21 protein-coding genes and 1 tRNA gene are annotated in these 22,155 nt (G+C 53.6%); 13 read left to right on the top strand and 9 right to left on the bottom strand.

The genetic code is table 11. From position 1 onward, the window contains the following. Window positions 1-169: 169 nt before the first annotated feature. The gene (locus O1V65_RS00445; protein WP_017491129.1) at window positions 170-1,009 is read right to left on the bottom strand and encodes a MurR/RpiR family transcriptional regulator; all 840 of its coding nucleotides are present in this window, start codon (window positions 1,007-1,009) and stop codon (window positions 170-172) included. 192 nt (window positions 1,010-1,201) lie between these two features. Here O1V65_RS00445 and O1V65_RS00440 point away from each other — a divergent pair, with 192 nt between their 5' ends. From O1V65_RS00440 to hpxZ, 4 genes are all read left to right on the top strand, one after another. Then, window positions 1,202-2,788 (top strand): gamma-glutamyltransferase family protein, encoded by a 1,587-nt coding sequence (locus tag O1V65_RS00440; protein ID WP_084912888.1) that lies wholly within the window; start codon window positions 1,202-1,204, stop codon window positions 2,786-2,788. A 76-nt stretch (window positions 2,789-2,864) separates the two neighbouring features. Continuing rightward, complete coding sequence (hpxX, locus tag O1V65_RS00435; protein WP_017491131.1) at window positions 2,865-3,065, top strand: oxalurate catabolism protein HpxX; 201 nt, start codon at window positions 2,865-2,867, stop codon at window positions 3,063-3,065. After that, window positions 3,062-4,459: an AtzE family amidohydrolase gene (locus O1V65_RS00430; protein ID WP_084912889.1), complete on the top strand. Its 1,398-nt coding sequence runs from the start codon at window positions 3,062-3,064 to the stop codon at window positions 4,457-4,459. The genes hpxX and O1V65_RS00430 overlap by 4 nt, the downstream gene beginning before the upstream one ends. Window positions 4,460-4,489: 30 nt before the next feature. Further along, window positions 4,490-4,873 (top strand): oxalurate catabolism protein HpxZ, encoded by a 384-nt coding sequence (hpxZ, locus tag O1V65_RS00425; protein ID WP_017491133.1) that lies wholly within the window; start codon window positions 4,490-4,492, stop codon window positions 4,871-4,873. Between the two features lie 495 nt (window positions 4,874-5,368). Here the strand turns inward: hpxZ and O1V65_RS00420 are convergent, their stop codons facing one another. Further along, complete coding sequence (locus O1V65_RS00420; protein ID WP_165429270.1) at window positions 5,369-6,511, bottom strand: MurR/RpiR family transcriptional regulator; 1,143 nt, start codon at window positions 6,509-6,511, stop codon at window positions 5,369-5,371. A 434-nt stretch (window positions 6,512-6,945) separates the two neighbouring features. On the opposite strand from O1V65_RS00420, the gene O1V65_RS00415 reads away from it, so the two are divergent. The 4 genes from O1V65_RS00415 (at window position 6,946) to celB (ending at window position 10,373) form a co-directional block, all read left to right on the top strand. Next, on the top strand, window positions 6,946-7,251 hold the full coding sequence (locus O1V65_RS00415) for a PTS sugar transporter subunit IIB (protein ID WP_026110426.1): 306 nt from the start codon (window positions 6,946-6,948) through the stop codon (window positions 7,249-7,251). A gap of 35 nt (window positions 7,252-7,286) precedes the next feature. Then, a complete protein-coding gene (locus O1V65_RS00410) occupies window positions 7,287-7,640 on the top strand; it encodes a PTS lactose/cellobiose transporter subunit IIA (RefSeq protein WP_017491137.1) in 354 nt (117 codons plus the stop codon). Next, complete coding sequence (locus O1V65_RS00405; RefSeq protein ID WP_017491138.1) at window positions 7,633-8,934, top strand: 6-phospho-beta-glucosidase; 1,302 nt, start codon at window positions 7,633-7,635, stop codon at window positions 8,932-8,934. The genes O1V65_RS00410 and O1V65_RS00405 overlap by 8 nt, the downstream gene beginning before the upstream one ends. A 68-nt stretch (window positions 8,935-9,002) precedes the next feature. After that, the gene (gene celB / locus O1V65_RS00400; RefSeq protein ID WP_084912891.1) at window positions 9,003-10,373 is read left to right on the top strand and encodes a PTS cellobiose transporter subunit IIC; all 1,371 of its coding nucleotides are present in this window, start codon (window positions 9,003-9,005) and stop codon (window positions 10,371-10,373) included. A 160-nt stretch (window positions 10,374-10,533) separates the two neighbouring features. Here celB and puuE read toward each other — a convergent pair whose 3' ends face one another. From puuE to O1V65_RS00385, 3 genes are read right to left on the bottom strand one after another with little or no spacing between them, the layout of a single operon-like run. After that, window positions 10,534-11,475: an allantoinase PuuE gene (gene puuE, locus O1V65_RS00395; RefSeq protein WP_269130073.1), complete on the bottom strand. Its 942-nt coding sequence runs from the start codon at window positions 11,473-11,475 to the stop codon at window positions 10,534-10,536. Between the two features lie 18 nt (window positions 11,476-11,493). After that, window positions 11,494-12,261, bottom strand: coding sequence for an aspartate/glutamate racemase family protein (locus O1V65_RS00390; RefSeq protein ID WP_084912892.1), 768 nt, complete (start codon window positions 12,259-12,261; stop codon window positions 11,494-11,496). Continuing rightward, window positions 12,261-13,001: a GntR family transcriptional regulator gene (locus O1V65_RS00385; protein ID WP_017491142.1), complete on the bottom strand. Its 741-nt coding sequence runs from the start codon at window positions 12,999-13,001 to the stop codon at window positions 12,261-12,263. The genes O1V65_RS00390 and O1V65_RS00385 overlap by 1 nt, the downstream gene beginning before the upstream one ends. A gap of 177 nt (window positions 13,002-13,178) precedes the next feature. On the opposite strand from O1V65_RS00385, the gene O1V65_RS00380 reads away from it, so the two are divergent. Further along, window positions 13,179-14,684, top strand: coding sequence for an NCS1 family nucleobase:cation symporter-1 (locus O1V65_RS00380; protein WP_017491143.1), 1,506 nt, complete (start codon window positions 13,179-13,181; stop codon window positions 14,682-14,684). A 62-nt stretch (window positions 14,685-14,746) separates the two neighbouring features. Here O1V65_RS00380 and O1V65_RS00375 read toward each other — a convergent pair. Continuing rightward, window positions 14,747-14,823 (bottom strand) — tRNA-Asp (locus O1V65_RS00375). Between the two features lie 152 nt (window positions 14,824-14,975). Further along, window positions 14,976-15,725 carry a DNA polymerase III subunit epsilon gene (dnaQ, locus tag O1V65_RS00370; RefSeq protein WP_017491144.1) on the bottom strand — a complete coding sequence of 250 codons (750 nt, stop codon included), beginning with the start codon at window positions 15,723-15,725 and terminating at the stop codon, window positions 14,976-14,978. A gap of 70 nt (window positions 15,726-15,795) precedes the next feature. Between dnaQ and rnhA the strand changes: the two genes are divergently transcribed. After that, window positions 15,796-16,263, top strand: coding sequence for a ribonuclease HI (gene rnhA, locus O1V65_RS00365; protein WP_017491145.1), 468 nt, complete (start codon window positions 15,796-15,798; stop codon window positions 16,261-16,263). Between the two features lie 17 nt (window positions 16,264-16,280). On the opposite strand, the gene O1V65_RS00360 is transcribed toward rnhA, so the two are convergent. After that, window positions 16,281-17,006 (bottom strand): methyltransferase domain-containing protein, encoded by a 726-nt coding sequence (locus O1V65_RS00360; protein WP_017491146.1) that lies wholly within the window; start codon window positions 17,004-17,006, stop codon window positions 16,281-16,283. A gap of 44 nt (window positions 17,007-17,050) precedes the next feature. Here O1V65_RS00360 and gloB point away from each other — a divergent pair, with 44 nt between their 5' ends. From gloB to O1V65_RS00345, 3 genes are all read left to right on the top strand, one after another. Continuing rightward, window positions 17,051-17,806 (top strand): hydroxyacylglutathione hydrolase, encoded by a 756-nt coding sequence (gene gloB, locus O1V65_RS00355; protein WP_017491147.1) that lies wholly within the window; start codon window positions 17,051-17,053, stop codon window positions 17,804-17,806. Between the two features lie 69 nt (window positions 17,807-17,875). Beyond that, window positions 17,876-19,255 carry a murein transglycosylase D gene (mltD, locus tag O1V65_RS00350; RefSeq protein ID WP_017491148.1) on the top strand — a complete coding sequence of 460 codons (1,380 nt, stop codon included), beginning with the start codon at window positions 17,876-17,878 and terminating at the stop codon, window positions 19,253-19,255. A 489-nt stretch (window positions 19,256-19,744) separates the two neighbouring features. Further along, on the top strand, window positions 19,745-21,256 hold the full coding sequence (locus tag O1V65_RS00345; protein WP_017491149.1) for a sugar porter family MFS transporter: 1,512 nt from the start codon (window positions 19,745-19,747) through the stop codon (window positions 21,254-21,256). A 44-nt stretch (window positions 21,257-21,300) separates the two neighbouring features. Here O1V65_RS00345 and O1V65_RS00340 read toward each other — a convergent pair whose 3' ends face one another. Beyond that, window positions 21,301-22,095 (bottom strand): endonuclease/exonuclease/phosphatase family protein, encoded by a 795-nt coding sequence (locus O1V65_RS00340; protein WP_017491150.1) that lies wholly within the window; start codon window positions 22,093-22,095, stop codon window positions 21,301-21,303. Window positions 22,096-22,155 lie beyond the last annotated feature (60 nt).

The following is a 22,155-nucleotide window of genomic DNA, read 5'->3' as shown; positions in this document are numbered from 1 at the left end:
AGGCGAGACATATTGGCAATGCCTCGATTCATAAAGGATTAGCGGGAGAGATAAACAAAGCAGCGGGCGAATTTATCGCCCCAAAGCAGGGCAAAAGCGGCGCACCTGAAAAAATCCTTCGCACCTAAAACGTGCAAAAGCACCAATTCAGGGCTTTGTTTTGATGAGATTAGCGCTGCTCAAGCTCGTCGAGATCGTTGTACAGGTCGGTAATTTGGTGAATACGCTGCCGACCTGAAGCCAGCATTTCATGCAATAAAGCATTGCTGAGCAGATTGGCCAGACTCATCGCCGCCGAATAGGAGTCGAAGGCTGAGACACTGTCGAGAGAAGCGGCCAGATGCCAGCGCGCCAGTGGGATAAGCGACTGTGCCTGCGGCTCGCAAATCAGTAATACCGGGACATTTAGCTGTTGCAGCTGAGTCAGAATCGCACGGGTTGCGCGCGGGCGACGGCGGAAGGCGATAAACACCACGACGTCCTGCGGGGTGAGGTCGACCAGCTCTTCGGCCAGGGTCTGGCCCGGCTGCGGCATTAACGTCACCTGATTTCGCACCTGCAATAGCTGCTGGCGCAGGTGTAATGCCACCGGATAGCTGTTACGCATCCCCAGCAGGCGAACCTGTCGCGCATTGCTCAGTGCGGTAATCACCGCGGTAAACTGGCTGCCGTCAATCTGATTGATCCATTGAGTCAGGTTAGCCATTTCCTGCTTGTAATGGCGCGACAGCAGCGTATTGCCCTGCACCGCGTCACGGCTGTCGGTCAACGGCATCCCGCTCTGGCGCAGGGTTCTCACCTCATCGCGCATATCGCGGTAGCTGGGATAACCGAGACGTTTGAACAGTCGGCTGACCGTCGCCTTCGAGACGCCGCTGAGGCGCGCCAGCTCGGCGCTGTTGTAGCTCATCAGGTCATCGATGTGATCGAATATAAAATCCGCAACCCGCTGTTCCTGTGGCGTAAGCTCGGCGTAATAACCGCGCAGGCGTTCGTCGATCTGTTTCATGTGTTGTTTCCTGTAACCAACGTTTCAGCCGAAGATATCATGACCTACAATTCCTTAGGCAAATAAATTTCACTCGTTTCACTTTCTGCTTTTGCTCACAGATTTAGAAAACTTTATCCATAAGCAGACGATCTGGAACAGCTCTTGCTTATTGAAAACCAGGTATCAATTTTTTGGACAAAGGATCACGGCATGATTAACAGTAACAGCGCACCGCTCGGTATGGCGGTCACCCCTCACCATCTTGCCAGTCAGAGCGCACTGGCGGTCTTGCGCGAGGGAGGTAATGCCATTGAAGCGATGGTGGCCGCCGCCGCGACGATTGCCGTGGTCTATCCGCATATGAACGGTCTGGGCGGCGACGGCTTCTGGCTCATTGTGCCGCCGCAGGGCAATCCGGTCGCTATCGACGCCAGCGGGGCCGCCGGTTCGCTGGCGTCGCTCGATTTCTATGCCGGGGAGAGCCACATACCCCATCGTGGTCCGAAGGCCGCTTTAACCGTCGCGGGTACGGTGGGTGGCTGGCAGGAAGCGCTGAACGTCTCTAACGAGTTAGGCGGTGAGCAGAAGCCGCTTTCGCGGTTGCTGCGCGATGCCATTCGCTACGCGGCCGACGGCTTTCCGGTCACGGCCTCGCAGGAGGCGGCGACACACAGCAAGCGCCACGAGATGGAGTCTATGCCCTCGTTCGCCGAGGTGTTTCTGCCGAACGGCCATGTGCCGCAGTGTGGTCATCGCTTTACTCAGCCGCGACTCGCCTCAACGCTGCTACAGCTGGCAGAAGAAGGACTCGACAGCTTCTACCGCGGTGAACTTGCCGACAGCATGGCCGCCGATATGCAAAAGCTCGGCATGCCAATCACGCACGAGGATCTGGCCGCGTATCGCCCGCAGCGCCGCACGCCGCTGAAGCTCAAGCACAGCAAAGGCGAAATCTACAACCTGACGCCGCCGACCCAGGGTCTGGTGTCATTGGCGATTCTTGGCCTTACGGACCGTCTCAATCTTGAGGCGATGGATGAGGGCGCAACCATTCACAGCATCGTCGAAGCCACCAAGCTGGCGTTTGGTCTTCGCGACCGCTTCATTACCGACCCGCGCATCATGACACAGGACGCGCAGGCGCTGTTGGATCCGGCCTATCTTGATGCCCTGGCCACGCGAATCAATCCGCATCGCGCCGCCGACTGGGGCAAAGGTAAAGGCCCCGGCGATACCGTCTGGCTGGGCGTGATGGACAGCAGCGGGCTGGCCGTGTCGTTTATTCAGAGCATTTATCACGAGTTTGGCAGCGGCGTTGTGCTGCCAGACAGTGGCGTCATGTGGCAAAACCGAGGGGCCTCTTTCAGCCTTGATGCCGACCACTTGCTGGCGCTGGCACCCGGCAAACAGCCGTTCCACACCCTGAACCCTGCGGCGGCACGGCTCTACGACGGACGTACCATGGTCTATGGCTCGATGGGCGGTGACGGTCAGCCGCAAACGCAGGCGGCGGTGTTTATCCGCCACGTTATTCAGAAAAAATCCCTGCAAGAGTCGATCAGCGGTCCACGCTGGCTGCTGGGCCGCACCTGGGGACAAAGCTCCGACTCACTGAAGCTGGAAAGCCGCTTCAGCCACGCGACGCTGGCCGGTCTGCGCCAGCGCGGCCATGACGTCGAGATGCTGCCCGAGTTCAGCGAGGCGGTGGGTCACGCCGGTGCCATTGTGCGTCACACCAACGGCATGTTCGAAGGCGCATCCGACCCGCGCAGTAACGGCAGCGCGGCAGGATTCTGACATTGAGAGGGAGCCGCGGCTCCCTCACCTTAGCCCTTCCCCGCTCTGAGGGAGGTGATTAAATAGAGGAGAATTTATGAAAACCACATCTTCTGTGCCACCCGCCGATTGGGCTGCCTATGTGAGCCAGATGGAGGCTATATTGGCCTTGGACCTCGACGACGCCCGTCGTCAGGAATTGTTGACGCAGTTTAGCCGCATCGCACAGATGGCTCAGCCGTTGATGGACCTTCCGCTTGACCCGCGCCTCGAGATTGCCGGGGTCTATCACGCATGAAACCTTTACACGAAGCGGGCATCGACGACATCCAGCAGGCTCTGAAGAGCGGCGACGTATCTGCCACCGAAATTGCCCGTCAGACGCTCGAAAACATCGAGAAAGCCAATCCGGCGATTAATGCCTATACCCATATCACGCACGAACGCATGCTGAGTGAGGCGGCGAAGGTTGATAAACTGCGGGCCAGCGGCGCTGAGCTGCCGCCACTGGCTGCGGTGCCTTACGCAGTAAAAAATCTGCTCGACGTGACCGGCGAGGTGACGCTGGCCGGTGCCAGCCTGAACAGCAGCAATCCAGTGGCCAAAGAAGACGCTTGGACCGTCGCCCGCCTTGCACAAAACGGCGCACTGCTCTCCGGCATGCTAAACATGGACGCCTACGCCTACGGCTTCACGACGGAAAACAGCCACTACGGGGCGACCCGTAACCCACGCGACCTCGAACGCGTAGCGGGCGGTTCTTCGGGCGGATCCGCCGCCGCCGTAGCGGCAGGCCTGGTGCAATTCACTTTGGGCAGCGACACCAACGGTTCTATCCGCGTCCCCTCTTCCCTGAGCGGCATTTTAGGACTGAAACCCACCTTTGGCCGGCTGTCGCGACGCGGCAGTCAGCCCTTTGTCGCGAGCCTCGATCATTTAGGCCCGATGGCGCGCAGCAGCAGCGATTTGTCACTGGTGTACGATGCGCTGCAAGGATATGACAGCGCCGATGCGTTTCAGGCCCACAAACCGACGGTCGAGACCTTTTCACAGCTGACACGCGGCCAACAGGGGCTGCGCACCGCCGTACTTGGCGGCTTTTTCAGTACCTGGTGTGACGACAATGCCAAAGAGGCGGTGAAACGGGTCGCTCAGGCGCTTGAGGCGCAGGAAGAAGTCGAGATGCCGCAGGCCGAGCTGGCCCGTTCGGCGGCGTTCATCCTTACCGCCTCCGAGGGCGGAAACCAGTATTTGCCCCAGTTGCGCAAGATCCCGGAACAGTTCGAGCCGCTGTCGCGCGAGCGTCTGCTGGCTGGCGCGATGATCCCTGCCGCCTGGTACGTGCAGGCCCAGCGCTTCCGTCATCAGTTTCAGCAGCAGGTGCTACCGATATTTGAACACTGGGACATCCTCATCGCCCCTTCTACCCCGTGCCCGGCCACCCTTATCGGACAGGAATCGATTGAAATCAACGGCACATCGTTGCCCACCCGCGCCAGCATGGGCATGCTGACCCAGCCTATTTCGTTCCTCGGCCTGCCGGTAGTTTCCGTGCCGCTGACGACAGCGAGCGGCCTGCCGATCGGTCTACAGCTTATCGCTCCGCCGTGGCGTGAAGATCTGTGCCTGCGTGCAGCATGGGCGTTGGAACAACAGGGGATCGTCAGCGTCAAGAGCTCGCTGATTGGCTAAAACAGACATTTTTTGAAAATCGAGAAATAGATGAAAAGTGAAAATATCGATCGTCCGGCGATTCTGGCTGAAGTGAATGCGGCGTTCTATCGCTACGAACAGGCGCTGATTACCAATGATACGGTGGTGTTGGACGAGCTGTTTTGGCACGACCCACGCACCGTGCGCTACGGAGCGGGAGAAAACCTCTACGGTATCGATCAGATTCGTGAGTTCCGCGCTTCTCGCCCTGCTCAGGGACTGGATCGCGACCTGCAAAACACCGTGATCACCACCTACGGTGACGATATGGCGATCGCCAGCACCGAGTTTCGCCGTAAAGGTACCGACAAGATTGGTCGCCAGATGCAGACCTGGATCAAGATGCCGAGCGGCTGGAAGATAGTGGCGGCGCATGTCAGCCTAATGGTGTAAGCGGGGAGGCTGCCCCTAAAGCCGCTTTTGTGGGCGGCTGCCCTGGACCTGCTTTTAAGGACAATTAACTCCGAGACGCTTTTCCGGTTTGAAAGCTTCAAGGGGCATTTACCTTTCCGCGCCGTCCTGAACTCGCCCATGTGAATCTGGCGCAGAAAAGACATAAGATTTACCGCTGCTGATGCAGCAAAGAACAAACAAAAAAATCCCGCCGTTAGACCGAGCGTGGATTTGACCTCAAGGTTGCCGGTTTTTGTTTGAGAGGGGGGTTGGCGGATTCGGGACAGCGCCGGGCGACGGGTGGCGAGACGCGTTTGGCTCGGAACCGAGACGGGGAACCGCGAAGCGGCGTGGGGTGCCAAGGGGTCTTGGCCTGGGAAGGCCCCTTGGCTGGTCTGGGCCAGCGCCAAGGCGCGTGCCTTTGGCCTTACTTTGACCCAAGAGACTTTGACCTTCCCCAAAAATTTGCAATTAAAAGCCTAATCCTAATTGAAATTAAAAGCCCTCCCCCATTAGATCTAACAGCAGATCCCCCCCTAACATCATTGCCTGAGCATTCAGCGAAGCGGAAGGTTCATCCCCCAGAGACAACAATGTCGTGGCCTGGGCGGCCAGCGGGGAGTTATCCGGCGAGATGGCGACAACCTTTGCACCGCGATCAACGGCCGTTTTGGCAATCTCGGCCAGAACCTCACTCTCCTGACTCACCGAAAGCATCAGTACCGCGTGTTGAGACGACAAACCTGAGGCGCTGATGCGCATAAGCTCGACGTCTTGAAACGCATAAGCTGGACGTCCCGCCCGCAGCAGACCGTTTAGCAGCTCGCTGGCGAAAAATGTACAACGACTCTCTGTGTTGAAAATATATATGCCTTTAACCGCATCAGAAATCAGTGACACAGCGTGGATAAAGGCTTTTTCATCAAAGCGTTGCAGCTGAAAATGTATGCGCTGCTCCCGTTGATTGAGCCTTTGCTGCCACGTCGCCGAACCGAAACCGCTGGTTTTTTCGGACTGCGCGGCCATATAACGCGAACCCACGGCGCTGGCATGGGCCAGCTTCATGCGCAGGTCGCGAATGTCATCACAGCCCATCGATTTGGCAAAACGGGTTATGGTTGCCGGACTCACCCCGGCCTGGGAGGCCAGCTGCTCAATGGTTGCCGACGAAGCGAAGGCGACGTCGTCAAGAATAGCTTGAGCAACCTTGCTCTCTTGCTGGCTAAACTGATTTTGCTGCGCACGAATCTGATAAATAATGTCGCCAATATCTTCATAACCGATAGATTTAGCGAAACGTTGCATGATTTCTGGACTGACGCCGGGCAGCTTGCCGAGGAGCGTTGCCGAAGCAAAGGCAATATCGGTCCCGCCCGGCACCGGCTTCGACACGCTGGTGTCAGGACGTTGCGTCGCCGTTTGTGCGCGCATGTGGGTCATGAAATCGTTAATGTCCTGACAGCCGAGCGATTTGGCAAAGTGCGCGATGGTCTCTGTACTCACACCCGCCCTCGAAGCCAGCTGTTCAAGAGTGGCATCGGAGGCAAACGACGGATTATCCAGGATAACCTTGACGACTTTCTTTTCCTGTCGGCTGAATGTCCCCTGCAAGAATTGAATTTGATAAACAATATCCACAGCTGAGTTGCCCTTTTCTGATCATCGACCCAACAGGTTGCTTTTAACTCAGCCTACCAGAACGTCGTGAATTTCACACAGCCGAGATCTTCCCTCAGCACGGTTATTTATTCCTCAGCCTAGCAAAATGAAAATAATTTTCAAATAAATTCACTTATCTAACTTCAGGATGAGAGAGACATCACAACATTTTAATTAACTATAAGAAAAATAAGCAATTTATTAAGAAAACATTTAACCACTTTGAGCATATTTAGGGTCAGATCACATTCATGAAAAAAAATTTCACCAACAAAAAATCATTATCTGTTTGTTTTTATTATATTTAATTGAAATCCATAATTAAAACCTATGATTTAGCCTATTTACTTCATGTCGAGGCTGGCGTTTTATATTTCCACAGCCACTCAGGCTCCAAACAGGGAATCCAGATGATGCAAAAAATATTTCTATGCTGCGCTGCCGGTATGTCTACCAGCATGCTGGTTCAGCGAATGAAAACCGAAGCCAATAAACGACAATTAACCATTGATATTGAAGCCGTACCGGTTGCCGATTTTGAAAAGATTATTTCTTTGGCCGATATCGTACTGTTAGGGCCACAGGTTAAATACGAACACGCTCGTCTGTCAGATATTGCGGCTGCGCAAGGAAAACAGGTCGAGGTTATTAACATGATGGATTACGGCACCCTGCGCGGGGATAAAGTTCTTGATCGGGCATTGAGCCTTATTTCCTGAAGATCAACTCTTTAAGTTAAGCAATCAGGAGCCCTATGGATCTTGACATCATCAACGTCGAAAGCGTGGATTTAGAAAATAAGCTAATGGAACTGCTGGTTCAGGCCGGCAGTGCGCGAAGTTCGCTGCTGTCTGCGCTGAGAATAGCGAGAAGCGGCGATATTAGTGCAGCAATTAATTTGGTCGAGGAGGCGAAATTATTTATTTCCTCTGCCCACAAAATACAAACCGAATTAATTGGTCTGGATGAAGGGTCTGGAAAAATACCGGTGAGTTTAATTCTGGTGCACGCACAGGATCATTTAATGAACGCCATGCTTATTCAGGAATTAGCCAGCGATATGATTGAGCTCTATCGCCGTAACCCGCAAGGAGAATGTAATGACTAAGATTAGTGTAATCGGCGGTGGAAGCAGCTATACGCCAGAGCTGGTTGACGGACTCATTCAACACCACAGCGAAATAGGCCTGAGCGAGTTGGCGTTGGTCGACGTCGAGGCGGGTCGCGAGAAAGTGCAGATTATCGCCGACCTCACTCGACGCATGTTAAAACGCAACGGGCTGGAACAGGTCAAGGTCTCCGTGCACTTCTCGCTGGATGACGCCATTCGCGATTCAAGCTTTGTGCTAACCCAACTTCGCGTAGGCCAGCTTTCCGCCAGGGCCGCCGACGAACGTCTTGGGCTAAAATTTAATATGCTGGGGCAGGAAACTACCGGCGTAGGCGGTTTCGCCAAAGCGCTGCGCACGATTCCCGTGATGCTCGAGGTGGCAAAGACAGTCGAGAGGCTGGCTCCGGATGCCTGGATAATCAACTTCACCAATCCGGCAGGCATCGTCACCGAGGCGGTCAGCCGCCACAGTAAGGCCAATGTTATCGGCCTGTGTAACGTGCCGGTGAACATGCATCATATGATTGCCAATATGCTACAGGCGCCATATGAGGACGTTGAGCTACGTTTTGCCGGATTAAACCACATGGTGTGGGTCCATCAAGTCGCGCTCAAAGGCAAAGACGTCACCGAGTCCGTTATCGAACGCCTGTGCAACGGCGAAACCCTGACTATGAACAATATCAAGGATACCCCTTGGCCACCGGCGTTTCTGCGCGCACTGGGCGCGATCCCTTGCCCGTATCATCGCTATTTCTACCAAACTGACGCAATGCTGGCTGAAGAGTTCGAAGCGGCCGCCGAGCGCGGCACCCGCGCCGAACAGGTGATGAAGGTCGAGGCCGAGTTGTTCACGCTGTACGCCAGTCCTGACCTGGCCGAAAAACCCACCCAGCTTAATTTCCGTGGCGGTGCTTTTTATTCCGAGGTTGCGGTGGAGCTTATTCGGGCGATCCACACCAACTCAGGCAAAGTATTAGTAGTCAACACTACAAATAAAGGCGCCATCGCTGGACTTCCTTATGATGCCGTCGTAGAAACCAACTGCGTGATTAACGCACAGGGCGCACATCCTCTTTCTTTTGGCCCGCTGCCAGAAGCCATGAACGGATTGACGCAGCAGGTTAAAGACTTTGAACGCCTCACCATTGAAGCCGCCGTTAAAGGCTGTAGGAAAAGCGCGATATTGGCGCTGGTGACGAATCCCTTAATTGGCAATGCCAATATTGCCGAAGAAATGCTCGAAGAAATCCTGACACAGAATCGCCGCTATTTACCGCAGTTTAACTAATGAAACATTACCCTATAAATTTCTGACTGCATGATGACTGAAATAGAACGGGTAAAACAGGGGGGGTTATGGCTAATATTAATAATATTATAGAACGCTACGTATTACCGGCAGCATTAAAAATAGCCGGACAGAAACACATATTATCCGTACGTGACGGCATTATACTTAATATGCCTTTCATGCTGATTGGTTCGTTCTTTCTTATCTTCGCCTATTTACCTTTCCCCAGCTATGCCAATTTTATGGGGGAATTATTCGGTGCGGCGTGGCGCGATAAACTGCTTTATCCGGTAAAAGCCACCTACGATATTATGGCGATCATTTCGAGCTTCGGGATTGCCTACCGTCTGGCAGAAAAATACCGCGGCCTCGATCCGTTAAGCACCGGCGCGGTTTCACTGGTCGCATTCTTACTGACCATCCCTCAACATACGCTGTTCACCCCGGTGGTAGGCGCTGAGGCGATGATGGTGAAAGGCGTACTGCCCATGAACTTTATCGGCAGTCAGGGGCTGTTTGTCGCCATCATTATCGCCCTGCTTTCGACCGAGATTTATCGCTTCGTTCACAACCGTGACCTGGTGATCACCATGCCTGAAGGGGTGCCTCCGGCGGTTGCCAAGTCTTTCCTCAGTCTGGTGCCGGGCTTTTGCGTCCTGGCGGTGGTGCTCGCGTTGCGCCTTATCGTCGAAGCCACGCCGTTCGGCGACATCAATACCATGATTGCCACCCTTATCGGCATTCCGATGCACCACATTGGCGGCACATTGCCGGGCATGATTTTCTCGGTGATCTTAATCGGCCTGCTGTGGACACTCGGCCTGCACGGTGACGCGATTGTACTGGTGTTTATTCAACCCATTTGGCTGTCTAACATGTCTGAAAACCTGACGGCGTTTCAGAATAATCAGCCAATCCCGCACATCATTACGCAGCAGTTTTACGATTTATGGATAGCCCCGGGCGGAACCGGCGCACTGCTGGGGCTGGTAATATTTATGCTGATCCGCAGCCGAAGCGCGCAGATGAAACAGCTGGGTCGCATCGCCGCACCGGGTTGCCTGTTTAATATCAGTGAACCGATGGTGTTCGGCATTCCGCTAGTAATGAACCCGTATTTCTTCCTGCCGTTTATTCTGACACCGGTGGTGCTGGTTATTGTCACCTATAGCGCAATGGCGACGGGACTGGTGACGCCACCGGTAGGTATCGCGCTGCCGTTCACCACGCCGATTTTTATTAGCGGGTATCTGGCCACCGGCGGTCATATCTCGGGGACAGTAATACAGTTTGTGAATCTGGCGATTTCGATGGCGATTTACTATCCGTTCTTCCGACTTTGGGACAAACAAAAGTATCGCGAAGAGCAGCAGTACATCAGTTCACAGGCTGAACAGGCCAGCGCCGAGGTGAACGGCAAGGTGTCGGTCAGTTAAGGCTATCTAAAGTTCGAGGTCGTTCAGCGGCCTCGAACGAGCAGATCATTGTGGCCACAGGCGTTCTATTGAAAAACTCAGGTTATAAGCGCACAGCCTGTCGAGGAGTTCCCCCGTCAGGCTGTGCGCGTTAAACCGATATTAGCAGAGACTTAAGGATTTATTTCGCAGGGTGATGCTTTGCCCAATGGTCGGCGATCTCCTGACGTTTACAGATCCACACGCGATCGTGTGACTGCACGTAATCCAGGAAGCGCTGCAGCGCGCGAAAACGTCCCGGGCGGCCCAGAATACGGCAGTGCATGCCAATTGACATCATTTTCGGCGAGGTTTCTCCCTCGGCATAAAGCACGTCAAAGCTGTCTTTCAGGTAAGTGTAAAACTGTTCACCGGTGTTAAACCCCTGCGCTGAGGCGAAACGCATATCATTAGCCTCGAGCGTGTAAGGGATAACCAGATGCTGCTTCACCTCGCCTGAATCAAGCTTGACCGGCGTCCAAAACGGCAGGTCATCGCCATAATAGTCGCTGTCGTACTGCAAGCCCCCTTGTTCAACCACTAGCCTGCGGGTATTCGGGCTGTCGCGCCCGGTGTACCAGCCGAGCGGCTGAGTGCCAAACAGGTCTCCAAGAATATCGATGGCCTTACGCATATACTCAGCCTCTTGCTGCACGCTCATGTCCTGATAATGAGTCCAGCGCCAGCCGTGGCTCACCACGTCATAATCTGCCTGCTTAATAGCCTCAACCACCTCAGGATTGCGCGCCAACGCCATCGCCACGCCAAAAACGGTTAACGGCAGGCCGCGCTTTTGGAACTCCTGGTGGATGCGCCAGAACCCTGCACGCGAGCCGTATTCATACAGCGAATCCATCGACATATGGCGGTCAGGGAAACTGGCTGCGCCGATAATATCGGAGAGGAACTGCTCGGAACCTGCGTCGCCGTGAAGGACGTTATTTTCGCCACCTTCTTCATAATTAAGCACAAACTGTACGGCAATGCGGGCGTTGTTCGGCCAGTTGGCATGAGGAGGACGGCCAGCGTAACCTATCAAGTCACGTGGGTAATCGCGGGTAAAACCATAATCGATATCAGACATTGTGTTCCCTGCTTGTCGCTAGTTGTTCAGATCTTTAAAGCGCCCGGAGAGTGGCTTGGGCAAAGGATAATCGAGGTCACCGTGCTTGCTGGTTGTTAGGCGCAGAGCGTTTAATGACTCAATCAGACGCACTGCGGCGCTGACGCCATCGATAACCGGAATACCCAGCTCGAGGGTCAGCTCCTGCGCCAAATCAGCCATGCCGCCGCAGCCGAGCACGATAGCGCCGCTGCCGTCAGTCTGTTTCGACTTAATGCACTGCTCGCGTACCTTCTGCTGCGCCAATCCGCTGCCGTCGTCAAGCGAAAGCACTGGTAAATCAATAGAGTGCAGTGCGGCGCAGTGGCGCTCAAAGCCGTACTGATGCAGTAAATGGCGTGCAATAACCAGCGTCCGGGGCAAGGTGGTTACTATCGAGAAGCGGGTCGCCACCAGCGTAGCCATGTGCATCGCGGCTTCAGCAATGCCGACCACCGGCGCGCGAGCCAGCTCACGGGCGGCAAGCAGGCCAGGGTCACCGAAGCAGGCAATGATATGTCCGTCGACGCCCGCATTACGCCCTGCTTTCACCTGTTGTAAAACGCCAAGCGTGGCAATCGCTTCGTCGAAATGCCCTTCAATGGAAGGCGCACCTTCATCAGGACATACGGCAAGAATTTCTGTACCCGGTGAAGCAACCTGACGCGCGGTGGCTGCCATTATTTCCGTCATGCCGAGGCTGGTATTGGGATTGATTAATTGTATACACAGCGATGAACGCGTATCGCGAGATAATGATTCAGCCATTATTGCGCTTCCTCGCCCTGCACCTGCCGGTCCACAATGCCTGAAAACATCTGGGCGAAATCCGGCGTCGGACCTTCGCTGTTCTCGAAACGCAGGCTGGCGACAATATTGTCAAAATGCTGAGCCATTTTCTCGGCCAGCGCAACTGCGTCACGTTTTTTAAGCAACGACAGCAGAAAGTCATGATCGTGGCAACGGCATCCCTGCTGCCACGGCGCGCCCCAGGCAGCGATAGCCAGCGAGGAACGTAGGGTCAGCTGTGAAACCGTTTCGGTCAGCACTTTATTGCCTGAAATGGCCTGCAACTGAACGTGAAACGCCGCAGACAGACGGATCGCCGCCGGGCCGTTACGCTCCTCGTGTGCAACCTTCTCTTCGTTGACCAACTTTTTCATCGCTGCCAGATGCGTCGACTGACAATGCGCCACCACTTCACTCATATTGGCGCACTCTAAAATTTTACGCGTGGTGAATACGCTGCGCGACTCTTCGGCGTCTGGCACGGTCACGTGCGCACCACGTTTGGGCAACAGCGTCACCAGTTGCACTGCGGCAAGGCGCTGAAGCACGCGACGAATACCGGTACGGCTCACGGAAAACGCCTCGGCCAGGGCTTCTTCGGGCAGTTTGTTACCGGGCAAAAGCTGGTGTTCAACGATAGAACGCACCAACGCGTTGTAAATGTGGTCGTCCTTATCCTCAGTAAAATAAGCCGTATTCAGGCCGTTCCAGCTGGTCATTATCACTACTCCGTATACCGAACAGATACTTAATCGTATACATGAAAATATTTTTTTGTATACAAAAAATGAAATTTGGCCTAATTCCTGCACTGAACATTTGAATGATTAATTTTTTGGATCGCCGGACGCCGGCCTCCCTTCTTCCAAATGTTGTTTATGACAGGAGCACGATCTATGCCAAACAAGGGAAACACCTCTGCTGCTGCCCCGGAGAATAGCGCCGGAATCATCAAGCCCCACTACAGCCCGAGGCTGTGCAATGACGATCTGGCTCCGACGCGGGACCAGAACTGGAGCTGGTACAACATCTTTTCTTTCTGGATGTCTGACGTGCACAGCATGGGCGGCTACGTGGTCGCAGCAAGCTTCTTCACACTGGGGCTGGCAAGCTGGCAGGTGTTGATTTGCCTGCTTTGTGGCATCTGTATCGTGCAGCTTTGCGCCAATCTGGTCGCCAAGCCAAGCCAGCAGGCGGGCGTGCCTTACGCCGTTATCTGCCGTCAGGCGTTTGGCGTTTTCGGCGCCAATATTCCGGCGGTGATCCGTGGGCTTATCGCCTTTGCCTGGTACGGCATTCAAACCTATCTGGCTGCCAGCGCGCTGATGCTGGTTCTGCTGAAGTTCTTCCCTGGCCTTAATCCGCTAACGCAGCCGCACTGGCTGGGTCTTTCGGCGCTGGGCTGGATCTGTTTTGGCGTGATGTGGGTCCTGCAGGCGATGGTGTTCTGGCATGGCATGAGCGCAATCAAACGCTTTATTGATGTCGCGGGTCCGGCCGTTTACGTGGTAATGCTTATGCTGGCCGGATGGATTGTGTACAAAACGGGTCTGAGCAACATCTCCTTTACGCTGGCCAGTAAATCTCTGAGCGTCGGTCAGCAGACCTGGGAAATGATCACGGCTACCGCGCTGGTCGTCTCTTACTTCTCCGGCCCGCTGCTGAATTTCGGTGACTTTTCTCGCTACGGCAAAAACATGAGCGAGATCCGTCGCGGCAATCGTTGGGGGCTGCCGTTTAACTTCCTGTTGTTCTCTATCGTTACCGTGGTGATTGTTTCCGGCACCCAGTCGCTGTTCGGCACCATGATAACCGACCCTATCGAAACCGTAAGCCGCGTCGGTAACAGCGTTGCCGTGGCGTTGGGCCTACTGACCATGATTATTGCCACTATCGGCATTAATATCGTCGCCAACTTCGTTTCTCCGGCCTTCGACTTCTCCAACTGCTCGCCGCAAAAAATCAGTTTCCGCACCGGTGGGATGATTGCTGCCGTGGGTTCCGTGCTGTTAACGCCGTGGAACCTGTTCCAGTCACCAGAGCTGATTCACTACACGCTCGACGTACTGGGCGCGTTTATCGGGCCGTTATTCGGTATTCTGCTGGCGGATTACTACCTGATCAAACGCGGTCATATGGACGTGGATGCGCTGTTCAACGCGACGCCTTCGGGTCGCTACTGGTATCGCAACGGCTTTAATCCCAAGGCTATCGGGGCGCTGGTTCCTGCGGTGTTAATTGGTCTGCTGATTAGCTTTACGCCGAGCCTGCACGGCGTGGCCAACTTCAGCTGGTTTATCGGCGCATTTCTGTCGGGTGGATTCTATCGCTTTATTGCGCGTCATGACCGTGCGACCAGCACCTCAATGAACTATATGAAGGCCGAGCTGGGCAAAGAATAATTTCTGAAGGGATATAAAGCAGCGAAGCCCTGATTCATTACTGAATCAGGGCTTCTGAATAGTGGCGGAACGGACGGGGCTCGAACCCGCGACCCCCTGCGTGACAGGCAGGTATTCTAACCAACTGAACTACCGCTCCACTTTTTTACTGCTTACTGCCGCTCCATGTCACTGGAACGAGGCGAATATTACGGTTGGTCGCTGATTCCGTCAATGCTTTTTCTGACAAATAATTCTATTTGCTCAGTATTTCCTCATCACGCTGTTTTTCACGCCAGGGATGCTTTATTTTCACTCAGTTTCCGGTGGCGCCGGTCGCCACAAACAGCTTCCGCCCTTCTTCATCACCAGATCGAGACGCGATTCATGCGCGCTCAATTCTTCATCGCTGGCAAACAACACCTTCAAACCCGAGGCCGGTCGCAGGATAGGCTGAATATCCAACCCGTCAGCGCCGGTATTCTGCTCGCCTTCGTGGGAAAACTTCATCAACGTCTGCCCACCGGTCATCATCAGATAGACTTCGGCGAGAATTTCGGAGTCAAGCAATGCGCCGTGCAGCGTTCGCTTGCTGTTGTCTATCAGATAGCGGTCACTCAGCGCATCGAGGTTGTTACGCTTGCCGGGAAACAGCTTGCGTGCCATCTGCAGGCTGTCGGTAATCTTGCAAAACGTTTCGGTTTTGGGGATATCGCGCCCCAGCATGCCGAACTCGTAGTCCATGAAGCCGATGTCAAAGTTCGCGTTATGGATGACCAGCTCACCGCCGCGAATGTAGTCCAGGAAGTCGTCGGCAATGTCGGCGAACGTTGGCTTGTCGGCAAGAAATTCGTCGCTGATGCCGTGAACGTTGAAGGCTTCGGGATCGATCAGTCTGTCCGGCTTCAAATAGACGTGGAAATTTCTGCCGGTCAGGCGTCGGTTGATGACCTCGACGGCGCCGATTTCAATGATACGATGCCCTTCGAAGTGGACGCCCAGCTTATTCATACCGGTGGTTTCGGTATCGAGAACAATCTGTCTGGTAGGTGTTGTTAGCATATTGCAGTGCTCATAGCGCTCGTTTATGTCAGACTTGGCTTTTATATTCTGATGGAAGAGTCTACCAGAGATGCGCAAACAGGTAGAAATTTTCACCGACGGATCTTGCCTCGGCAATCCGGGACCCGGTGGTTACGGCGCAATATTGCGCTACAAAGAGCATGAAAAACCCTTTAGTGCGGGTTATCGACTGACAACCAACAACCGCATGGAGCTGATGGCCGCTATCGTCGCACTCGAAGCGCTAACCGCCCCCTGCGACGTGACGCTCAGCACCGACAGCCAGTATGTTCGCCAGGGAATAACCCAGTGGATCCACAACTGGAAGAAACGTGGCTGGAAAACCGCTGACAAGAAACCGGTGAAAAACGTCGATTTATGGCAACGGCTGGATGCCGCGATTCAGACGCACACCCTGAACTGGATGTGGGTCAAGGGCCACGCGGGCCATCCTGAGAACGAACGCTGTGACGAGCTGGCACGTCTTGCCGCCGGAAATCCTACGCTCGAAGACGTAGGTTATCAGCCAGAGAAATAGTCTGCACCGCGCAAGGGCTAGTCGTCATGCTCTTCGCGGTAGGACTTGTTTGCGCCGACGGGTTGGGCAATCGACTGTCGGCGTGCCTGCACTTTTTTAGCGGTGGGCAGCAGCGGCAGCGTGCGTTTACGTGCCACGATAACCGTCATACAACCGAGCGCCGGAAGATGCGCACTGAGCAGTTCCCCGCCGTGCCGGTGCCAGGGCAATACCTGAAACCGTGATTTAAACATCACTTCATAGTTGAGCAAACTCAGCCAGTCGATGAGCCTTGTCTGACTAAACATGCGGCTAATGTAAGGCTGCTTTTTACGCAGGAAGGGAACGCACTTTCCGAGCCCTATCACGCTAAGCGGCGCAAATCCGCTCAACACCAGCCAGCCATCGTCTATTAAAACTCTATCTACCTCGCGCAGTATACGATGCGGATCGGTGGCATAATTCAACGTGTGGCACAGCAGACAGGCATCGACTGACTTCTGTTCAAACGGCAGATAGTAAGGGTCACCGAGCACGTGCAGCCCTTGCCCGTCGGGCGCAACGTTGACCTGATGCGAGATGGGACAATCTTCGCTGTTGATTTCAGTACTCAAATTGCCAATTTTAAGCAAATGAAAGCCATACAACTTGCTCCACCAGGGTTGCAGTTGTCTTTCAAGCGCGGCACGGTAGTAATCACCACGGGGAATGTCATCCCAGGATGAAGGCACCACGAGCTTTTTGCGGATATGTGCTGACTTCATGTTTTGTTTTCAACTTTCAGGCATTTGCTAAACAGGAGTTTGTCATGAATCTTATCAGTATTCCGGCCCTGCAGGACAACTACATTTGGTTACTTGATGACCAAAATGGTCATTGTGTGATAGTGGATCCCGGTGAGGCCGAGCCGGTGCTTGAGGCACTCGGAAAACGTCATCTGACTCCAACGGCTATCATGCTGACCCACCATCATCACGACCATGTCGGCGGCGTGAGGGCGATAATTGAGCGATTTCCCGCTGTAACAGTGTACGGCCCCGAAGAAACTTTGAGCAAAGGCGCTCAGATAATTCTTAAAAACGGCGACGAGGTCGAAATCGGGGGGGTAAACTGGGCTATTTTTGCTACGCCCGGGCACACTTTAGGTCACATTTCATACTATAGCGCACCTTATCTTTTCTGCGGTGATACGATGTTTTCGGCAGGGTGTGGACGCCTCTTCGAAGGAACCGCCGAGCAAATGTACCAGTCGTTTCAACGCTTAGCCGAACTTCCGGACGAAACGCTTGTCTGCTGCGCGCACGAATATACAGTCTCAAACCTTAAGTTTGCACGCTCAATTCTTCCCGACGATTCTGATATCTCAGCCCATGAAGAAACGGTGCTAGATAAGCGTAAAAAGGGGCAATCATCCCTCCCTACAACGCTCGGTTTAGAACGTAAAATCAACCTGTTTTTACGTTGTCATGACGTTGATTTACAAAACAATTTAAACATTAACGAAAGCATTACGACTGACTGGCAGGTTTTTGCGCTTTTGAGGCATCTCAAAGATAGCTTCTGAACCTTTTAGTTGTCTTTTTTGACGAGGCAAAGTAGTATTGCTCGTCTTTTAAGCAACTATGACACACACATGAAGGCTAATGCGATAATCATCATCGCCTCCGTGTTGTTGCTAGCTGGTTGTCAGGCGTCCAGGCAGGACGGCAAAATACCAGAACAGCACGCACAGAGTTTGTCTTCGGCAAGTCAAAGTGAAGCAGGAGAGTACACAGACGATGGGCAGTCGACGTCGGCGCAGTGGTTAGGTTCGAGTGACCCCAATGCGCAAAAGAATCTGTGGAACTTCATTGGCGACGAGCTGAAGATGAAGGTTCCGGATAATCCCCGGATCCGTGAGCAAAAACTAAAATATTTAAAAAATAAGAGCTATCTCCACGATGTAACATTACGGGCAGAGCCGTACATGTACTGGATCACAGAGCAGATTAAGAAACGTAATATGCCGATGGAACTAGTACTGCTACCCATAGTGGAGAGCGCTTTTGACCCCAAAGCAACTTCAGCAGCTAATGCCGCTGGGTTATGGCAGATTGTGCCAAGTACGGGTCGCAATTATGGTTTGAAAGATAACCAGTGGTATGACGGTCGCCGTGATGTTGTGGCATCGACAACCGCAGCGCTTGATATGATGCAAAACCTGAACAAGATGTTTGGCGGCGACTGGTTACTGACCGTTGCAGCGTATAACAGCGGTGAAGGTCGCGTGATGCAAGCGATAAAACAGAATAAAGCGAAAGGTCGCCCAACAGACTTCTGGTCATTGGCTCTCCCGCGTGAGACGTCGATTTACGTACCGAAGATGTTAGCGCTTAGCGATATTCTTAAGCACAGTAAAAAATACGGAATTAGCTTACCGAAGCCTGACGAAGACCGTGCTCTGGCGCGTGTCGAAGTAGGCCAACAGATGCAGTTAACTCAGGCGGCTGAGATGGCGGGCATGTCACTGACTAAGCTTAAATCCTTCAATACCGGCTATAAACGTAATGTTACGGCCCCTAACGGCCCACATTACATTGTGTTACCAAAGGCGCATGCCGACCAGCTCAAAGATTCCCTGGCTGATGAAGACATCAACGCAGTACAGGAAACGAGATTGGCCAGCAACAGCACGTCTGGTGCAGCTTCTTACAAGGTCCGCTCCGGCGACAGCCTGTCAGGGATTGCAGCTAGACTGAATGTGAAGTCCAGTGATTTACAGCGTTGGAACAATTTACGCTCGGCGAGCGTGCTAAAAGTTGGGCAAACCCTGCAAGTGGCAGACAGCGGCGTGAGTGGTAGCAACAGCAGTATTACGTATCAGGTACGTAAAGGCGATTCGTTGGCCAGTATTGCTCGACGTAACGGCGTGAACATCAAAGATGTGATGCGCTGGAATGCGGGCATGGACAACCTTCAACCAGGCGAGAAGCTGACGCTCTACGTCAGCGGCAAGCAGAGTCCTGAAAGTTGATACCGCACTGTAGTCGTTAAGAAAAAAGCACCTTCGGGTGCTTTTTTTATGCCTTGAGTATAGCGCCGTTAATATCACCCATCGGGTAAAAAACTATTTACCCCAAATCACTCCCGCCAAAGATAAATAACAAATCCTATTAGGCTTATGCATTTTAAAATAACAAAAATCATCAACAAACCTCACAGAATATAATTTTATTGAAAGCGCAACTGTTAGTCCTTCGACCTGTAATTGCCCAAAAAAATGTGATTTGCATCACAAAATATGACAACATTGAAATTAGCTGTTATAGATATTACACAGTGAGAAACAGACCAAACCCTTTGGCACGCCTGATGCCAGCACGCAGGGCAAGGGGGAGAGATAGCGTTATCGGCCTCTATTTCTCACCAATTTCTATCCTGATTGGCCACCTATTTTTCCCCTTTCACTCTTTTGCAAGGACGTATTTGAAACACTGAAATCAAACTAATAAACAAGGTACTTATGACGCAGATAAATGAAGAAAAAATTGAAACACTCTCAGAGACGCGAGGGAGCGAAAATAGCGCTCCGGCTACGGTTGAAAATAGTGATAACAACAGTTTTCTCAGCGCAGATGCGTTTCTCCTTACCGCAACGGGCATAGCCGCCATCGCCGGGTTCCTCTACGGATACGACACCGGGATTATTTCGGGCGCGCTGCTACAAATCACGCACGACTTTTCCCTGTCGAGCCACGCTCAGGAATGGGTGACCAGCGCCATACTCGTGGGGGCAGTTATCGGCGCACTGTGCTGCGGTAAACTCTCGAGCTCTATAGGCCGCCGCTATACGGTGATGACCGTCGCCGGTATTTTCGCCATTGGCGTAATCGGCTCGGGCCTTTCCGCCTCGGCGTTTTGGCTGGGAGTGGCGCGTATCGTGCTCGGATTTGCCGTCGGCGGAGCCTCACAGATAGTGCCGGTGTATATCGCTGAGCTTGCCCCGCCCGAAAAACGGGGGCGACTGGTGACCTTTTTCAATATTTCTATCGGTATCGGCATTCTCACCGCTGGCCTGGTCGGCGCGTTTATGCAGGATATCTGGTCATGGCGCGTGATGTTCTCGGTCGCGGCTATCCCGGCGCTGATTTTGCTGGTCGGTATGCTGCCACTGCCTGAGAGCCCACGCTGGTTGGTCGGTCAGAAACGTATCAAAGAAGCGCGTGTTGCGTTGAACATGGTGCGTGAAACCGATCGCGAAGTGCGCCATGAACTGCGAAATATTCAAAAAGTACACGATAAAGTCGAACGTAAAGCCGTCGCAGGCTGGAAAGACCTCAAACAGCCGTGGATGCGCCCTGCCCTGTTTGCCGGTTTAGGCGTAGCGGCTTTTACTCAGCTTTCGGGCATCGAGATGATGATCTACTACACGCCCACCTTCCTGACCGATGCAGGCTTTAGCCGAGGCGCGGCGCTGCATTCGGCGCTGGGTGTGGCGGTGATTTATCTGGTGCTGACGATTATCGGTAAGCTCGTGGTCGACCACGTGGGCCGTCGTACCCTGACTCTGTGGATGATGCCGGGTGCCATCATCAGCCTGTTTCTGCTTGGCCTGATGTTTATGCTGGATAGTCATGGCCAGCAATATGGCTGGTTGATAGTGACCTGTCTGTTTGCGTTTATGGTGTTTAACTCGGGCGGGATCCAGGTTATTGGCTGGCTTCTGGGTTCAGAGGTCTATCCGATGAGCATCAGGGAAAAGGCGACCAGCCTGCACGCGGCAACGCTATGGGGCTCGAATCTGCTTCTCACCGCCACCGCACTTTCACTGGTCAACATCTTAGGCATCGGCGGGGCAATGTGGTTCTATGCGCTGCTCAACCTGTTGGGCTTCCTGTTTATCTTCTTTATGGTTCCGGAAACAAAGGGGCGCTCGCTGGAAGAGATAGAGACTTCACTGAAAGAGGGCCGCTTCTACCCGCGCCAGCGGAGCAAACAGCCCAAGGCCGTAAAGCAGGTCGATAAAATCGCTTAACGCCTGCCCCGGTCGAGCCTTGCGCTTGCCGGGGCAAATTTTCTTCAGGGGTGCTGCTGCGCTAAAAAGTCCACCAGCAGTGGATTATGATCGGAAGCCCGCGTCTCCAGCACCTGAGCCTGTGTCACGCTCAACCCGCGGTAGAAGATAAAATCGAGCGGGCGGCCAAACGCCCGGCGACGCAGGTCCGCAGGGAAACGAACCTCCTGAAGCGAGATATTGCTCGCAAAACCGTACAACGCATTAATGCGCTGGCGGCTCCACGCATTGAAATCCCCCGCCATCACCACCGGACCTTTATGGTTGGCAATCTGTTCGCCGATAGGGTCGAGCTGCTTACTGTAAACGTCGACACCAATGCTGAAATTCACCGCGTGAATGTTGACTACCATTAACAGGCGACCATCCGTTAAGGGGTACACGGTGATTAACGCAGACTTTGACAGACGAAGCAGCGGCTCCCGTTCGCGCAGCGGACAGCAATACACCGGATGCGCGGCGGCCAGCGTCATCACCCCAGAAGGATGCTGTGGTAAAACAAAGGCGGGTACCTGATCGGCAGCCAGAAAATTAGACGTGGCAAAACGGATAAGTTCAGGAGTCGTCTGCGCCTCTTGCAGCAGGACCAACTGCGCGTCTTTACCGAAGCCCTGCAGTACAGAAAGCCAGTCAGCGCGCTGCTGTTTAAAGATGTTCCATACCATGATGCGCAAGACGTTCGAATTGGTGAGTGCCGCGCCGGGTGGCAGATCGGGTCCAGGATGTGGCAATACACCTGGGAAGATTTGCTCAACCGGCTGACCGGCAACATACCTCATTGCATACGTTTTTTTCGGCACACTGTTAACCCATTTCTACCCAGAATCCCTCAAGATAATTGGAAACTGGCGATATCCATC

It is taken from the genome of Rouxiella badensis (genome assembly GCF_026967515.2).
Lineage (GTDB): Bacteria > Pseudomonadota > Gammaproteobacteria > Enterobacterales > Enterobacteriaceae > Rouxiella > Rouxiella badensis.
The sequence above is the reverse complement of the archived record's forward strand: the minus strand, read 5'-3'. Positions and strand labels throughout refer to the sequence as shown.

Excerpts from the sequence above, each read along its gene's own strand:
- O1V65_RS00445 (WP_017491129.1), bottom strand. The coding sequence starts at position 1,009 with ATGAAACAGATCGACGAACGCCTGCGCGGTTATTACGCCGAGCTTACG.
- O1V65_RS00440 (WP_084912888.1), top strand. The coding sequence starts at position 1,202 with ATGATTAACAGTAACAGCGCACCGCTCGGTATGGCGGTCACCCCTCAC.
- hpxX (WP_017491131.1), top strand. The coding sequence starts at position 2,865 with ATGAAAACCACATCTTCTGTGCCACCCGCCGATTGGGCTGCCTATGTG.
- O1V65_RS00430 (WP_084912889.1), top strand. The coding sequence starts at position 3,062 with ATGAAACCTTTACACGAAGCGGGCATCGACGACATCCAGCAGGCTCTG.
- hpxZ (WP_017491133.1), top strand. The coding sequence starts at position 4,490 with ATGAAAAGTGAAAATATCGATCGTCCGGCGATTCTGGCTGAAGTGAAT.
- O1V65_RS00415 (WP_026110426.1), top strand. The coding sequence starts at position 6,946 with ATGCAAAAAATATTTCTATGCTGCGCTGCCGGTATGTCTACCAGCATG.
- O1V65_RS00410 (WP_017491137.1), top strand. The coding sequence starts at position 7,287 with ATGGATCTTGACATCATCAACGTCGAAAGCGTGGATTTAGAAAATAAG.
- O1V65_RS00405 (WP_017491138.1), top strand. The coding sequence starts at position 7,633 with ATGACTAAGATTAGTGTAATCGGCGGTGGAAGCAGCTATACGCCAGAG.
- celB (WP_084912891.1), top strand. The coding sequence starts at position 9,003 with ATGGCTAATATTAATAATATTATAGAACGCTACGTATTACCGGCAGCA.
- puuE (WP_269130073.1), bottom strand. The coding sequence starts at position 11,475 with ATGTCTGATATCGATTATGGTTTTACCCGCGATTACCCACGTGACTTG.
- O1V65_RS00390 (WP_084912892.1), bottom strand. The coding sequence starts at position 12,261 with ATGGCTGAATCATTATCTCGCGATACGCGTTCATCGCTGTGTATACAA.
- O1V65_RS00385 (WP_017491142.1), bottom strand. The coding sequence starts at position 13,001 with ATGACCAGCTGGAACGGCCTGAATACGGCTTATTTTACTGAGGATAAG.
- O1V65_RS00380 (WP_017491143.1), top strand. The coding sequence starts at position 13,179 with ATGCCAAACAAGGGAAACACCTCTGCTGCTGCCCCGGAGAATAGCGCC.
- dnaQ (WP_017491144.1), bottom strand. The coding sequence starts at position 15,725 with ATGCTAACAACACCTACCAGACAGATTGTTCTCGATACCGAAACCACC.
- rnhA (WP_017491145.1), top strand. The coding sequence starts at position 15,796 with ATGCGCAAACAGGTAGAAATTTTCACCGACGGATCTTGCCTCGGCAAT.
- O1V65_RS00360 (WP_017491146.1), bottom strand. The coding sequence starts at position 17,006 with ATGAAGTCAGCACATATCCGCAAAAAGCTCGTGGTGCCTTCATCCTGG.
- gloB (WP_017491147.1), top strand. The coding sequence starts at position 17,051 with ATGAATCTTATCAGTATTCCGGCCCTGCAGGACAACTACATTTGGTTA.
- mltD (WP_017491148.1), top strand. The coding sequence starts at position 17,876 with ATGAAGGCTAATGCGATAATCATCATCGCCTCCGTGTTGTTGCTAGCT.
- O1V65_RS00345 (WP_017491149.1), top strand. The coding sequence starts at position 19,745 with ATGACGCAGATAAATGAAGAAAAAATTGAAACACTCTCAGAGACGCGA.